This window comes from Curtobacterium sp. 8I-2, from assembly GCF_902506155.1.
In the GTDB taxonomy this organism is placed as follows: Bacteria; Actinomycetota; Actinomycetes; order Actinomycetales; family Microbacteriaceae; genus Curtobacterium; species Curtobacterium poinsettiae.
In genome coordinates this window covers 697,507-711,381 of record NZ_LR732827.1, presented here as the reverse complement: position 1 = coordinate 711,381, position 13,875 = coordinate 697,507, and the positions used below count along the sequence as shown (strand labels likewise).

Below are 13,875 nucleotides of genomic sequence, written 5' to 3'. Positions count from 1 at the left end.
GGGTTGCCCCGGAGGGGTGATCGTGGGGTACAGTAGTTCTCGCTGGACTCGTTTCCGGCGGCATCGAATCGGATTCCCCCCAATCCCTCGATGTCAAGGCGGCACCTGTTCCCCCCAACCGGTGCCGCCTCTTCTGTTTCCCGGGGTCTGACTCGAGCATCGGCCGCTCGTCGGGCTCTGGCATGTGCCCCGATCCGCACAAGGACGCCGGTCGCGTGGACAGACCGGTCCATGCTCGTGCATGCATTCTGCATGTTCTTGCGTAGCAGGTGCTACGTCCAGTCCGGACGCCGGGAGCAGGGGCGGTGGGTGATCCCGGTGGCATCGGTGTCCGATCATCGACCGGGGTACGGCTTTCCGTTTCGGGGGACAAACCGGTCCGTTGGTAGGGCAGCTCGGTGTTGTCCACAGAAGTGGGGACTGGCCGATCGGCGCCCTCGAGCGCTCCCTACCGTCGGCGGCATGCCACTCCACCGTGCTCCTCCGCTTTCTCCGCTTGCGCGTGGTTCGTCCACGTCCACGTCGGCGTCGCACGCGCTGACGTCGTCTGCGTCTGCGTCTGCGTCTGCGTCGGCAGCGCTCTCGCCACCGCCCCCTCCTTCCGCCCCGTTCCTGCCCGGCGCCGCACCGCCGGCACGTCGCCGTGCGGCCGTGGTCGTCGAGTTCGAGGAACTCGCGGCCCTGGTGGCGGACGCCGCCGTGACGGACGTCCTGGTGCTCGGCGGCGTGGGGACGTGGGTCGACCGCGGCACCGGACTCGAAGCCGTCCAGCCTCGGCTGACCGAGACGCGTGCCCGCGAACTCGCGACCCGTCTCGTCGCGCTCGGTGGTCGTCACGTCGACGAGACCACGCCGTGCGCGGACGTCCGGCACGGTGACGGTGTCCGGGTCCACGTCGTCCTGGCCCCGGTGTCGGTCGGGGGCACCGCGGTGTCGATCCGACTGCCACAGGTCCACCGGCCATCGCTCGCCGCCCTCGAACGCGGCGGGACCTTCGCGTTCGTTCCGCGGTCGGTCGTCGAGGACGCCGTCGCCGCGCGCCGGAACGTCCTGGTCACCGGTGCGACCGGCAGCGGCAAGACCACCCTGCTCGCGGCGATGCTCGGGAGCGTCCCCGTCGACGAGCGCATCGTGACGGTGGAGGACGTCGCAGAGCTCCGGATCGCCCACCCGCACGTCGTCGCGCTCGAGGCGCGGCAGGCGAACGCCGAGGGGGTCGGCGGGCTCGGTCTCGACCGACTCGTGCGCGAAGCGCTCCGGATGCGACCCGACCGGATCGTCGTGGGGGAGTGCCGTGGCGCCGAGGTCCGCGAACTCCTCTCCGCCCTGAACACCGGGCACGACGGCGGAGCGGGCACGGTGCACGCCAACGGCATCGCCGACGTCGCTGCGCGCCTCGAAGCACTCGGAGCGCTCGCCGGCCTCGGTGCCGAGGTGCTGGCCCGGCAGGCCGTCAGCGCCTTCGACCTGGTCCTGCACGTGGAGCGACGAGCCGGACAGCGGCGGCTCGGCGGCGTGGGCACGTTGCACGTCGGTCCGGACGGGAGGCTCGAGGTGCGCCCGGTGGACGGGCTGCGGTGAGCCGACACACCGCTGACGGCCCCGCTCGGGTGGCGGGGGTGCTCGACCGGGTGGCGACGCTGGTCGCGGCGGGTGTCCCGCCGCCGCGAGCGTGGCAGCTCGTCGGCGGGCTGCCCGGCGCCGGCGGACCGGCCCAGCAGGACGTCGCCGTCGTCCTGCGCGTCGCGGACCGGACGGGAGCACCCGTCGCCGAGACCCTCCGCGGGCTCGCCGGCGCGCTCCGGCGCGCCGCCGCCTCGGACCGCGCGATCCGGGTCGCCCTGGCCGGTCCGCGGACGAGCGCCCGCGTCGTCCTCGCGCTGCCGCTCTTCGGGTTGGGCCTCGGGGCGGCCTGGGGTGCGGGCGCCGTCGAGGTCCTGGTCGGTTCGCCGGCCGGCTGGGTGTGCTCGGGCACCGCCGCAGCCCTCGTCCTCGCCGGACGACGGTGGACGGCGCGGCTGGTCCGTTCCGCGACGCCCGACGGCCACGTCCCCGGGGTGCTCCTCGACGCCTGGGCCGTGGCGGTGGCCGGAGGCGGATCGTGGACCACCGCCGGGCAGGCCGTCGCCGAGGCGTCCGCCGCAGCCGTCCCACCCGCGGGGGACGTCGATCGTCTGCGGGAGGTGCTCGACCTCGCCCGGCGCGCTGGGGTCCCCGCCGCGGGGCTGCTCCGACGCGCTGCCGAGGACGTCCGCGACGAAGCCGCTGCCGACGGGCTCGTGGCGGCGGAACGCCTGGCCGTGCGCCTGGTGCTGCCGCTCGGGGTGTGCGTCCTGCCGGCGTTCGTGCTCGTGGGGGTGGTGCCCGTGGTGGTGGGGGTCCTCTCCTCCACGGTGGGCGGACCGGGGTGACCTCTCCACAGATGCGGTCGGGACACCGTCGTCGCCACCGCAGCCCGGACAGGCTGGTCCCACCGAACAGAAAGGACGGACTCCATGAGCACCACGTCACCTCCCGACCACCGCATCCGTCGGGCCATCCGCCACCGTCGCCACCGTTCCCTCGTCGCACGGTGGCGCGCCCGACTGCGCGACGACCGGGGATCGGCCACCGCCGAGTACGCGGTCGTCATCCTCGCCGCCGTGGCCTTCGCCGGAGTGCTCGTCGCGGTGATGCGCTCGGGCGAGGTCCAGACCATCCTCACCGACCTCGTCCGTGGCGCGCTCTCGCTGTGAGCGTGGCTCGGTGACGGTCGAGTTCGCGGTCGCGCTGCCCGTGGTGGCCCTCGTGCTGACCGCGCTCGTCGCGGCGGTGCTCGTCGTCGATGCGCAGGGTCGGCTGCAACTCGCCGCCGCCACCGCAGCGCGGGCGATCGGTCGCGACGACGACTCCCAGGGGCGGTCCGCGGCCGAACGGATCGCCCCGGGGGCCTCGATCGTCGTCCGGGCCGACGGCGACATGGTGTGCGTCGACGCCACGCGCGGCGGGACCGGTCCCTTCGCGGCGCTCCCGCTGACCGCGACGGGGTGCGCCGTGGCCCGAGGGGGCTGACGTGGTGCGTCCCGACGGTCAACGGGGCTCGGCGACCGTGCTGCTCGTGGCGGTCCTCGGCGTGGGGGTCCTCGTCGGGTCGACGGCGCTCGCCGCAGCCGGCCACCGCACGCAGGCCCTCCGCGCACAGGGTGCCGCCGACGCCGCGGCCGTCGGGACCGCTGCGGCCGCCACCGGGCTCGTGTCGGGGGAGCCGTGCGCGGTCGCCACCCGGATCGCGACGGCGAACGGGGCCACCCTCGACACCTGCGAACTCCTCGCGACCACGGCCCGGGTCCGCGTGGTCGTGGGCACCGGTCCGTTCGTCACCGGCGCGCTCGCGGTGGCCGGTCCGGCAGGCAACCCGCCCGAACACTATGTGTATGGTGTGCCTGTCGGCCCGCGGTCACCGATGTCCCGGTCGACCCGGACACGCTCGTGGACAGGGCCGATCAGCACCATCGATCAAGGAGACACGTGCCAGGCACGAAGAAGCTCGTGATCGTCGAGAGCCCTGCGAAGGCGAAGACGATCGCGCAATACCTCGGTGACGGATACGAAGTCCAGGCCTCTGTCGGACACATCCGCGACCTCGTCGAGCCGAAGAACCTGCCGCCTGAGCTCAAGAAGGGCTCCCTCGGCAAGTTCTCGGTGGACGTCGACAACGGCTTCGAGCCGTACTACGTCGTGTCCGACGCCAAGAAGAAGACCGTCTCCGAGCTGAAGCGCGCCCTGAAGGACGCCGACGAGCTCTACCTCGCAACAGATGAAGACCGCGAGGGCGAAGCCATCGCGTGGCACCTGCTGCAGGTCCTGAAGCCGAAGGTCCCCGTCAAGCGGATGGTCTTCCACGAGATCACGAAGGAGGCGATCCAGCGCGCGCAGGAAGCCACCCGTGAGCTCGACACCGCCCTCGTCGACGCACAGGAGACCCGCCGCATCCTCGACCGTCTCTACGGGTACGAGGTCTCGCCGGTCCTGTGGCGCAAGGTCGCCCCCGGACTGTCGGCCGGCCGTGTGCAGTCCGCCGCCACCCGTCTCGTGGTCGACCGTGAGCGCGAGCGCCTGGCGTTCGTGTCCGCTAACTACTGGGACCTGTCCGCCCGGTTCGAGAAGGCCGGAGAGTCCTCCTTCTCCGCGCGACTCGCCCGGATCCACGGCACCCGCGTCGCCTCCGGCCGTGACTTCGACGACCGCGGCGCGCTCAGCGGCGACGTCGTCCGCCTCGACGAGGCCGCTGCCGCGTCGCTGACGACCGTCCTCGAGCGCGCCGGTGACGCCACCGTCCGCAGCGTCGACTCGAAGCCCTACACGCGACGCCCGGCCGCTCCGTTCACCACGTCGACGCTCCAGCAGGAAGCCGCGCGCAAGCTCCGTCTGTCGCCGCGACAGACCGCCCGTGCCGCGCAGACGCTGTACGAGAACGGGTACATCACCTACATCCGTACCGACTCGGTCTCGCTCTCGAAGCAGGCGATCGACGCGGCCCGCAAGCAGGCGGCCGACCTGTACGGCTCGGCCACCGTCCCCGACAAGCCCCGCCTGTACGCGAGCAAGAGCAAGAACGCGCAAGAGGCGCACGAGGCGATCCGTCCCGCTGGCGACTCCTTCCGCACCCCGCAGGACCTCCAGGGCACCCTGACCGGTGTCGAGTGGCGTCTCTACGACCTCATCTGGAAGCGCACCATCGCGTCGCAGATGGCCGACGCCAAGGGTTCGACCGCGTCGATCGTGCTCGGCATCGCCTCCACCGAGTCGGTGGAGGGCATCGCGTCGACCGCGAACGGCACCGACGCCGAGTTCACCGCCTCCGGCACCGTCATCACCTTCCGCGGCTTCCTCAGCGCGTACGAAGAAGGCCGCGACGAGGACCGCCACGAGTCCAGCGATCGCGCCGGCCAGGACGTCGCCCTGCCGAACGTGGCCAAGGGCGAGCACCTCGCCGTCACCGACGTCGAGGCGAAGGGGCACGACACCACCCCGCCGCCGCGCTTCACCGAGGCGAGCCTGATCAAGACGCTGGAAGAGCTGGGGATCGGACGCCCGTCGACCTACCCCACGATCAGCCCGACGATCATCGACCGCGGCTACGTCTCGCTCCGCGGCACGCAACTCGTGCCGAACTGGATCGCCTTCAGCGTGGTGCGCCTGCTCGAGGAGTACTTCGGCGAGCTCGTGGAGTACGACTTCACCGCCGAGATGGAAGAAGACCTCGACCGCATCGCCCGCGGCGACGCCGACCGGGTGGACTGGCTCAAGGGCTTCTACTTCGGTGGCGGCGACGACGACCAGCGCGGCCTGCGGACGGTCATCGACAACCTCGGTGAGATCGACGCCCGCGAGATCAACTCGGTCGAGCTCGCTCCGGGCCTCACGCTCCGGATCGGTCGGTACGGTCCCTACATCGAGGTGCCGAGCGACGACCCCGAGAAGCCCAGGCGCGTCAACGTCCCCGAGGACCTCGCCCCCGACGAACTGACCGTCGCGAAGGCGAAGGAACTCGTCGACGCTCCGGTGATCGGCGACCGCGTCGTCGGGATCAACCCGGAGACCGGCAAGGAAGTCCTGGCGAAGGACGGCCGCTTCGGTCCGTACGTCACCGAGCGCACCCCGGAGCCCGAGCCCACCGTGGACCCGAAGACCGGCGAGGTCGTCGAGTCGCCTGCACCGGCAGAGGCCCCGGCGGACGAGGCGGCTGCTGCGACCGCGACGAGCGAGACGGCGACAGCGACGGCGAAGAAGGCCCCCGCGAAGAAGGCCCCCGCGAAGAAGACGACGAAGAAGGCCGCGGCTCCGAAGGAACGCACCGCTTCGCTCTTCAAGTCGATGGACCCGCAGACGGTCGACCTCGAGACCGCGTTGAAGCTCCTCGACCTGCCCCGCGTCGTCGGTCAGGACCCGGAGACCGGCAACGACATCACGGCGCAGAACGGCCGGTACGGTCCGTACCTGAAGAAGGGGACCGACACCCGGACCCTGCCCGGCGAGGACGCGATCTTCGACATCGACCTGCCCGGCGCACTCGAGCTGTTCGCACAGCCGAAGTACGGCGGCCGCACCGCCAGTGCCGCGCTCAAGGAGTTCGACGCCGACCCGGTGTCCGGCAAGGCGATCAAGATGAAGGACGGCCGGTTCGGTCCGTACGTCACCGACGGCGAGACGAACGCGACCATCCCGAAGGGCGAGGACGTCGAGGCCGTCGACCACGCCCGCGCCGTCCAGCTCATCGCGGACAAGCGCGCCAAGGGGCCCGTCAAGAAGAAGACCCCGGCTCGTCGGACGGCGGCCAAGAAGAAGTGACCGGTCGCTTCATCACGCTCGAGGGCGGCGACGGCGCGGGCAAGACGACCCAGGCGGAGCTGCTCTCGGCGTGGCTCGGTGCGCACGGCCGGACGGTGGTGCGCACCCGCGAGCCCGGTGGCACCGACCTCGGCGTCCGGATCCGCCAGATGGTCCTGCACGAGCGGGGCCACATCGCGCCCCGGGCCGAGGCGCTGCTGTACGCGGCTGATCGCGCCCAGCACGTCGAGACCGTCGTCCGTCCGGCGATCGCACGCGGTGACGTCGTGCTGCAGGACCGCTACATCGACTCGTCCGTCGCCTACCAGGGTGTCGCGCGGGGGCTCGGCGCCGAGCAGGTCCGCTCGGTCTCGGAATGGGCCGCCGACGGCCTGGCACCGGACCTCACGATCCTGCTCGACCTCGACGTCACGCTCGGGCGTGCCCGGGTGGCCGCGGCACGGGGGGACACCTTCGACCGCCTCGAATCCGAGGCCGCGGCGTTCCACGAGTCCGTCCGGCAGGCGTTCCTCGCCATGGCGGACGCCGAGCCCGCACGCTTCCTCGTGGTCGACGCCGCAGCTCCGACCGATGCCGTGCAGGACGCAGTCCGTCGCGCGGTCGCCCCGCTCGTCGGGATCGACGCAGCGTGACGGTGGTCACTGACAGGATGGTCCCGTGAGCGTGTGGGACGGCCTGACCGGGCAGGAAGAAGCGGTCGCATCGCTGCGCAATGCAGCCGAGTCGACCGACGGTACCGGCGGCATGACCCACTCGTGGCTCATCACCGGCCCGCCCGGGTCCGGTCGGTCGAACGTGGCGACCGCCTTCGCGGCTGCGCTCGTGGGCAACGGCCCCGACGACGACCACACCCTGCGGCAGATCACCGCGAAGACCCACCCCGACGTCTCGGTGCTCACGACCCAGCGCGTGATCATCACGATCGACGAGATCCGGCAGCTCGTCACCTCGTCGTACTACTCGCCGTCGGTCGGGCGCTACCGCGTCGTCATCATCGAGGACGCCGACCGCATGACCGAGCGGACCTCGAACCTGCTGCTCAAGGCGCTCGAGGAACCACCGGAGCGCACGGTGTGGATCCTCTGCGCGCCCAGTGAAGCCGACCTGCTGCCGACGATCCGGTCGCGCGTCCGTTCGGTCCGCCTGCGTGTGCCCGGCATCGAGTCCGTCGCCGACCTGCTCGTGGCCCGGACCGGTGTCGACCGTGCTCTCGCGATGGACGCCGCTCGTCAGGCGCAGAGCCACATCGGCATGGCGCAGCGCCTGGCCACGAGCGAGCCGGCCCGTGATCGTCGACGCCGGACCCTGACCACCGTGCTCGGTGTGCGGAGCGTCGGTGACGCCGTCATGGCTGCCGCCGAGCTCCTCGCCGTCGCCGACGAAGACGCCAAGTCCATCACCGAGCAGCGCGACTCGGAAGAACGCGACGCGGCCCTGCGCTCGCTCGGTGTCGAGCCGGGCGGGACGATCCCGCCGGCACTCCGGTCGCAGCTCCGTGCGCTCGAGGACGACCAGAAACGCCGAGCGACCCGGAGCCTGCGCGACGGGCTCGACCGGATCCTGGTGGACGTCTCGTCCCTGTACCGCGACCTGCTCCTGATGGGGCTCGGTGCTCCGGCGGAACCGGTCAACCTGGCCATGCGTGAGCAGCTCGAGCACGCACTGCCGACGACCCCGCCCGCCGCCGCGCTCCAGGTGCTGGACGCCGTGGCCCTGGCGCGTCAGCGCATCGCTGCGAACGTCGCGGCACTGCTGGCCCTCGAAGCGCTGCTCGTCACGATCGCACGCGCCCGCCGCTGAGGCCGGGCATGCGAGAATCACGGCATGCCCGACGCTGAACCCGGCCTGCGCGAACGGAAGCGCCGCGCCACCCGGCGCGCCATCCAGCAGGCTGCGCTCCGGATCGCCATCGAGGACGGCCTCGGCGCGGTGACGGTGGACGAGATCTCCCGCCGTGCCGACGTCTCGCCCCGGACGTTCTTCAACTACTTCCCGAGCAAGGAACAGGCGATCCTCGGCGACGACCCGCAGCTGCCGGACGACCAGGCGTTGCAGACGTTCGTCGCCGGGGGGCCGAACGGTGAACTGCTCGCTGACATCGGCACCCTGCTCGTGCACTCCACGCGCGAACTGATCGAGGAACGTGGACTCATCGAGGAGCGGCAGCAGGTCCTCCGCGCCAACCCGGAGCTGTTCAGCCGGCGGATGGCGTCGATGAAGGAGTTCCAGGCGGAACTGCAGGCTGCCGTCGCACGTCGGCTCGAGCGCGCCGACCCCGAGCTCGCCGCGGACGCCGATGCGCTCCGTCGCCGCGCCGGTCTCGCGGCCATCGTCGCCCTCGCCGCCCTGCGCCACGCGTGGTGGGAGTGGTCGGGTTCCGAGGCCGGAACCCACCTGGTCGACGAACTCGAACGGTCCTTCTCCGAGCTCGGCGTGCTGGTTTCGCGTTCACTCGTCTGAACCTGTATAGTCATTGCTCGTGCCACTCCGGACATGGAGTGTGCGCCGCCTTAGCTCAGTCGGTAGAGCGATTCACTCGTAATGAATAGGTCGTCGGTTCGATTCCGACAGGCGGCTCCGTGAACACCCCGGTCAGGCCCGCACGAAGTGGCTCTGACCGGGGTTTTCGTATTCCGGACGAAATCCGTGTCCCTCACCCGAGGGACAGACCCCTGGCGTTCGCGCGGACTAGCCTTGTCCGCGATACGGGGGACACCATGACCGAGCGCCAGCTCATCGCACCGACGGCAGTGACGCCGTGTTGAAGCGTGTGCTGGTCGTCGTCCTGGTCGCCGCCACCGCCGGAGCGCTTGCGATGACCGCAGCGGCCGTGCCCGAGTCGCGGGCGACATCTGCGTCGACCGCGTCGCCGGGTGCCCCATCGTCCGCGACGCCGACGGGGTCCTCGACCGGGCCGGCGTACCTGGCCGACCGTGAGCCGACCTTCTCGGAAGACTTCGACACCCCCGCTGCGGCCGGTGGTCCCTTCGCCGAGACGTACCGGAACTCGTGGCAGCCCTACCCCGACGGCGCCGGCGGCAAGTACTACTCGGACGAGCTCATCAGCGCGCACGACGGCTACCTGGACGTCGCGTTGGACGGTGAGCGGGGCGCCGCCGGCACCTTCGGCACCCCCACCGGCGCCTGGTCGCACGTCGGCGGCACCTTCAGCATCCGTGCGCGGGCGACCGGGGGCGACGGCAACGGGATCGCGGTGATGCTCTGGCCGACGTCCAACGCCTGGGCGGACGGCGAGCTGAACTACCCGGAGGGCCAGTTCGACGGCTCCCCGCGGGTCTTCCACCACTCGATGCTCCAGGGACTCGAACGCCGCACCGAGCACTACAACACCCGGGTGTCCTGGAACGACTGGCACACCTACACGACGGAGTGGGTGCCGGGGAAGATCATCCGGTACTACCTCGACGGCAAGCTCGTGTTCACGGTGCCGCGGAACGTGCCCACCACCCCGCACCGCTACATGTTCCAGATCGGCAACTGGGGCGCCCCGGGGCACGTCCAGATCGACTGGGTCCGCACTTACGACGCGGAGTGACCAAACCCCCCGGACGGGGGCTCCGAATCAGTCCGGTCGTACGACCCGACACCCGTGTGCTCGCGTCGATGACCCGAACCTCGACGCGGGTGCGCGGGTGGGGCCGTTCCCCGTTCTGGGGCTGCCCGTCGTCGTCGGGGCGGTCCACGATGAGTGGGAACCCGTTCCGTCGTCACCGAGAGGTCGTCATGCTGCTGTCCCTGGTCTACATGAGCGCGGCGAACCAGGTGTTCGACCAGGAGCTGCTCGACGCGTTGCTCGAGCACGCGCGGGAGCACAACACCGCGTCCGACCTGTCCGGCCTGCTCGTCTACAAGGACGGCCGGTTCATGCAGCTGCTCGAGGGTCCCGAAGCGGCCGTGCTCGAGACCTACCGGCGGATCACCGACGACCCGCGGCACACCGAGATCGGCCTGCTGGTCGAGGAGCGCATCCACACCCGGCGCTTCGGCGAGTGGAAGATGGCGTTCCACCGCGAGGTCGATGGCGACCTGCCCGACGGCTTCGACGCGTTCCTCGCCCAGGGCGACGCGAGTGCGGACACCAGCCGCGCGCGCGAGCTCCTGCGCTGGTTCCGGAACCACCCGCTGGCCGCTCCCGACGCCGCGCTCGGCAAACACCGCCGCTGACGCACGGCACCGGCCGCACCGCGCAGCAGCCCAGCACCGGCAGCCCCGCGCAGCAGCCCAGCACCGCGAGGCGCCACCGCCGCGGCGCTGGTAGACAGGACCCATGACGGTTCGCTGGGGAGTCATCGGTACAGGCGGCATCGCACGCTCCTTCGTGGGTGACTGCACCGCGGCAGGCGTCGCGTTCACGGCTGTGGGCAGTCGCACCGGCGCGCACGCCGAGGCCTTCGCCGCCGAGTTCGGCGTCGAGCGGGCGCACGGGTCGTACGAGGACCTCGTCGCGGACGACCAGGTCGACGCGGTCTACGTCGCGACCCCGCACGTCCGGCACGCCGAGGACGCCCTGCTCGCGATCCGCGCGGGCAAGCATGTCCTGGTCGAGAAGGCCTTCACGATGACCGCGGCCGAGGCCCGGACGGTCGTCGACGCCGCGAGGCAGGCGGGTGTCGCGGTGATGGAGGCGATGTGGACGCGGTTCCTGCCCCAGATGGCGATGATCCGCGAGGTCGTTGCCGAGGGCCGCATCGGCCGCCCGATGGTCGTCGAGGCGACCCACCACCAGGCCCTGCCGACGGACCCCGACCACCGGCTGCGCGACCCGGCACTCGGTGGGGGAGCGATGCTCGACCTCGGGATCTACCCGGTGTCCTTCGCGGTGGACGTGCTCGGGGTGCCGACAGCGCTGGTCGCGGCGGGCACGCTGAGCGAGCAGGGCGTCGACGAGCAGATGGGCCTGGTGATGACACACGAGGGCGGCGCACAGTCGATGATCCACTTCGGCATGGACCTGCGCAGCCCGAACACGGCGTCGGTCATCGGTGAGTCCGGCCGCATCGACATCGACTCCACCTGGTACACGCCGACCACCTGGCGGATCCGCGATCGAGACGGCGTCGTGGTCGAGGAGTTCGACGGTCGCGAGGAGCTCGCCGGCTACGCGCACGAGGCCCACGCCTTCGAGTCGATGATCACGTCCGGCCGCCACGACGGCGGCCCGATGGACCCGGACGAGACGGTCGCGATCATGGCCGTGCTGGACGAGGCACGTCGCCAGGTCGGGGTCCACTACCCGGCCGACGGTCCCGCCACGGCGCCCTGATCCGGCTCCCGTCCGCCACGGATCCCGCATCCGGCCTGGAGGCTCCTGCCGCAGTTCCGTAGGATCGGTCGCGATGTCCGAGCAGCAGCCCACCCCGCCTTCCGTCCCGGAGCGGTTCCACGCCGCCGTCGCTGCGGTGCGTGCCTCCGCGGCGCGACGCCCGGTGCCCTGGATCGCGGGTGGGCTCGCGGCGCTCCTCGTGGTCGGTTCCGGTGGGGCCGTCGCCGTCGCGGCGGCCACGACTTCGGACTCCCGGTCGGCCGCCGCGCCGAGCCCGACCCGGAGCGGGTCCTCGGCGCCGGACTCGACGACCACCACGAAGCGCCCGACGACGAAGCCGTCCCCGACCCCGACCGCGGCCGCCCGTGCCGTGCCGAAGGACCTGGCCGGCCCGTCCGCACTCCGGACCTGTTCGATCGCCACCGCCGCGTCGGCGAGCGGCCTCGGCGACTTCGAGGGGTACGTGATGGACGCGAAGACGGGCAAGGTCCTGTTCTCGAAGAACGGGGAGCGGGCTGCCCAGACCGGCAGCGTCATGAAGACCCTCACCTCGGCGACCGCGCTCTCGGTGCTCGGGGGCGACCACCGCATCCCGACGACGGTCGCTCGGGAGTCCGCGAACACCGTTGCCCTGGTCGGCCACGGGGACGCCACCCTGTCCGCCGGTGGTGGCACCGTCTACCCGGGCGCCCCGACCCTCGCGCAGCTCGCGCAGCAGGTGAAGGCCAAGGTCGGCGACACCCCGATCACCACGATCGTCACCGACGACTCCTACTGGAGCGACGCCGACGCCTGGGACCCCACGTGGCCGGTGTCCGAGCGCACCATCGGGTACCAGCCGGAGGTCACCGCGCTGATGGTCGACGGTGACCGGGCGAACCCCGCCGCGGCGACCTCGCCCCGGTCGGAGGACCCCGTCGGTCGTGCCGGCGCCGCGTTCCGGACGGCACTGGCCAACGCGGGCGTCGCGGGCGCAGGTTCCGCGCAGATCGTCAAGCGTGCGACCACGGGTACCGAGACGATCGCGACGGTGAACTCGCAGCCGGTGTCGACGCTCATCGGGCAGATGATCCCGAACTCGGACAACACCCTGGCCGAGATGCTCGCCCGGATCTCGTCGAAGGAGTCGGGGTCGAACGGCTCGGCGGCCTCACTGACATCGGTGTACCAGTCGGCGCTCCGCTCGTACGGCCTCGACCCGGCCGGCATCACGATCAAGGACGGCTCGGGCGAGAGCGCCGCGAACGCCGTGTCGCCGGAGTTCGTCGCGCACCTCATGGTGCAGGTCGCCTCGGGCGCGAAGGGCCTCGGGACGCTCGCGAACGCCCTGCCGGTGTCCGGGCAGTCCGGTACCCTCGCCAGCCGGTTCACCGGGGCGAACGCCGTCGCGCGCGGCAAGGTGCACGCGAAGACCGGCTGGATCGACAGCGCGAACACCCTCGGCGGCTACATCGACGCTGCTGACGGCTCCCGGTTGACCTTCGCCTTCTACGCCATCGGTTCACCACGCGCGGCTGCCCTGCCGGCACTGGACGCGGTGACGGCCGCCACCTACTCGTGCGGGAGCAAGCTCACCGGCTCCTGAGCCGACGGGTGTTGGATGGATCCATGGCAAGAGCACTGCTCGTCGTGGACGTCCAGAACGACTTCACCGAGGGCGGTGCGCTCGCGGTCACCGGGGGAGCGGCGCTCGCGGAGCGCATCACCGCGTTCCTCGGTCGGCACGGGGACGAGTACGACCTGATCGTGGCGTCCCGTGACTGGCACCACGGCGACGACGACAACGGCGGGCACTTCGCCGGACCCGAGGGACCCGACTTCGCGGACACCTGGCCGGTGCACTGCGTCGCCGGCTCGCCGGGCGCCGACTACCATCCCGATCTCGACACCGCCCTGATCGACGTCGAGGTCTTCAAGGGCCAGGGCACGCCGGACTACTCGGCGTTCCAGGCCCGGACCGAGGCGGGCGTCCCGCTCGCCGCAGTACTCGCCGAACGCCGCGTGCACACGGTCGACGTCGTCGGGATGGCGACCGACCACTGTGTCCGGGCATCGGCACTCGACGCCCGTGCCGCGGGCCTCGACGTCGCCGTGTACCAGGACCTGGTGGCCGGCGTCGACGCTGAGCGCAGTGCCCGGGCGCTGGACGAGATCCGGGCGGCCGGCGGACACGTCGACCGCAGCGACATGGACGAGAGCCTCGCGAACCCAGGAGGAGCACGACTGTGACCGAAACCACCACGAACGACACCCCCACCACC

At 71.6% G+C, this 13,875-nt stretch carries 14 protein-coding genes and 1 tRNA gene; all 15 read left to right on the top strand.

All coding sequences use genetic code 11. The annotated features are described in order from the left end of the window. The first annotated feature begins 651 nt into the window (after positions 1 to 651). The 15 genes from BOSE127_RS07045 (at position 652) to BOSE127_RS06975 (ending at position 13,843) form a co-directional block, all read left to right on the top strand. Entirely contained in the window at positions 652 to 1,581 is a 930-nt protein-coding gene (locus BOSE127_RS07045; protein ID WP_140448969.1) for a CpaF family protein, read from the top strand. Continuing rightward, a complete protein-coding gene (locus BOSE127_RS07040; RefSeq protein WP_042538868.1) occupies positions 1,578 to 2,411 on the top strand; it encodes a type II secretion system F family protein in 834 nt (277 codons plus the stop codon). Before BOSE127_RS07045 ends, BOSE127_RS07040 begins: the two co-directional genes overlap by 4 nt. 84 nt (positions 2,412 to 2,495) lie before the next feature. After that, on the top strand, positions 2,496 to 2,735 hold the full coding sequence (locus BOSE127_RS07035; RefSeq protein WP_071251849.1) for a DUF4244 domain-containing protein: 240 nt from the start codon (positions 2,496 to 2,498) through the stop codon (positions 2,733 to 2,735). 10 nt (positions 2,736 to 2,745) lie between these two features. Then, positions 2,746 to 3,051: a TadE family type IV pilus minor pilin gene (locus BOSE127_RS07030; protein ID WP_052481773.1), complete on the top strand. Its 306-nt coding sequence runs from the start codon at positions 2,746 to 2,748 to the stop codon at positions 3,049 to 3,051. A gap of 1 nt (position 3,052) precedes the next feature. Next, positions 3,053 to 3,532 (top strand): Rv3654c family TadE-like protein, encoded by a 480-nt coding sequence (locus BOSE127_RS07025; RefSeq protein ID WP_056070758.1) that lies wholly within the window; start codon positions 3,053 to 3,055, stop codon positions 3,530 to 3,532. Next, a complete protein-coding gene (gene topA / locus BOSE127_RS07020; RefSeq protein ID WP_159556698.1) occupies positions 3,508 to 6,330 on the top strand; it encodes a type I DNA topoisomerase in 2,823 nt (940 codons plus the stop codon). The genes BOSE127_RS07025 and topA overlap by 25 nt, the downstream gene beginning before the upstream one ends. Beyond that, positions 6,327 to 6,962 (top strand): dTMP kinase, encoded by a 636-nt coding sequence (gene tmk, locus BOSE127_RS07015; protein ID WP_017888708.1) that lies wholly within the window; start codon positions 6,327 to 6,329, stop codon positions 6,960 to 6,962. Before topA ends, tmk begins: the two co-directional genes overlap by 4 nt. Before the next feature lie 25 nt (positions 6,963 to 6,987). Continuing rightward, positions 6,988 to 8,130, top strand: a complete 1,143-nt coding sequence (locus tag BOSE127_RS07010; protein WP_017888709.1) for a DNA polymerase III subunit delta' — start codon at positions 6,988 to 6,990, stop codon at positions 8,128 to 8,130. A gap of 24 nt (positions 8,131 to 8,154) precedes the next feature. Further along, the gene (locus BOSE127_RS07005) at positions 8,155 to 8,790 is read left to right on the top strand and encodes a TetR/AcrR family transcriptional regulator (protein WP_017888710.1); all 636 of its coding nucleotides are present in this window, start codon (positions 8,155 to 8,157) and stop codon (positions 8,788 to 8,790) included. A 44-nt stretch (positions 8,791 to 8,834) separates the two neighbouring features. After that, positions 8,835 to 8,907, top strand: a tRNA-Thr gene (locus tag BOSE127_RS07000). 181 nt (positions 8,908 to 9,088) lie between these two features. Further along, on the top strand, positions 9,089 to 9,886 hold the full coding sequence (locus BOSE127_RS06995) for a glycoside hydrolase family 16 protein (protein WP_071251846.1): 798 nt from the start codon (positions 9,089 to 9,091) through the stop codon (positions 9,884 to 9,886). Positions 9,887 to 9,954: 68 nt separating this feature from the next. Beyond that, entirely contained in the window at positions 9,955 to 10,515 is a 561-nt protein-coding gene (locus BOSE127_RS06990; protein ID WP_140448915.1) for a BLUF domain-containing protein, read from the top strand. 103 nt (positions 10,516 to 10,618) lie between these two features. Continuing rightward, complete coding sequence (locus BOSE127_RS06985; RefSeq protein WP_159556696.1) at positions 10,619 to 11,614, top strand: Gfo/Idh/MocA family protein; 996 nt, start codon at positions 10,619 to 10,621, stop codon at positions 11,612 to 11,614. Between the two features lie 73 nt (positions 11,615 to 11,687). Further along, a complete protein-coding gene (gene dacB, locus BOSE127_RS06980) occupies positions 11,688 to 13,199 on the top strand; it encodes a D-alanyl-D-alanine carboxypeptidase/D-alanyl-D-alanine endopeptidase (RefSeq protein ID WP_159556694.1) in 1,512 nt (503 codons plus the stop codon). A 23-nt stretch (positions 13,200 to 13,222) separates the two neighbouring features. Beyond that, positions 13,223 to 13,843 (top strand): isochorismatase family protein, encoded by a 621-nt coding sequence (locus tag BOSE127_RS06975; protein WP_159556692.1) that lies wholly within the window; start codon positions 13,223 to 13,225, stop codon positions 13,841 to 13,843. Positions 13,844 to 13,875 lie beyond the last annotated feature (32 nt).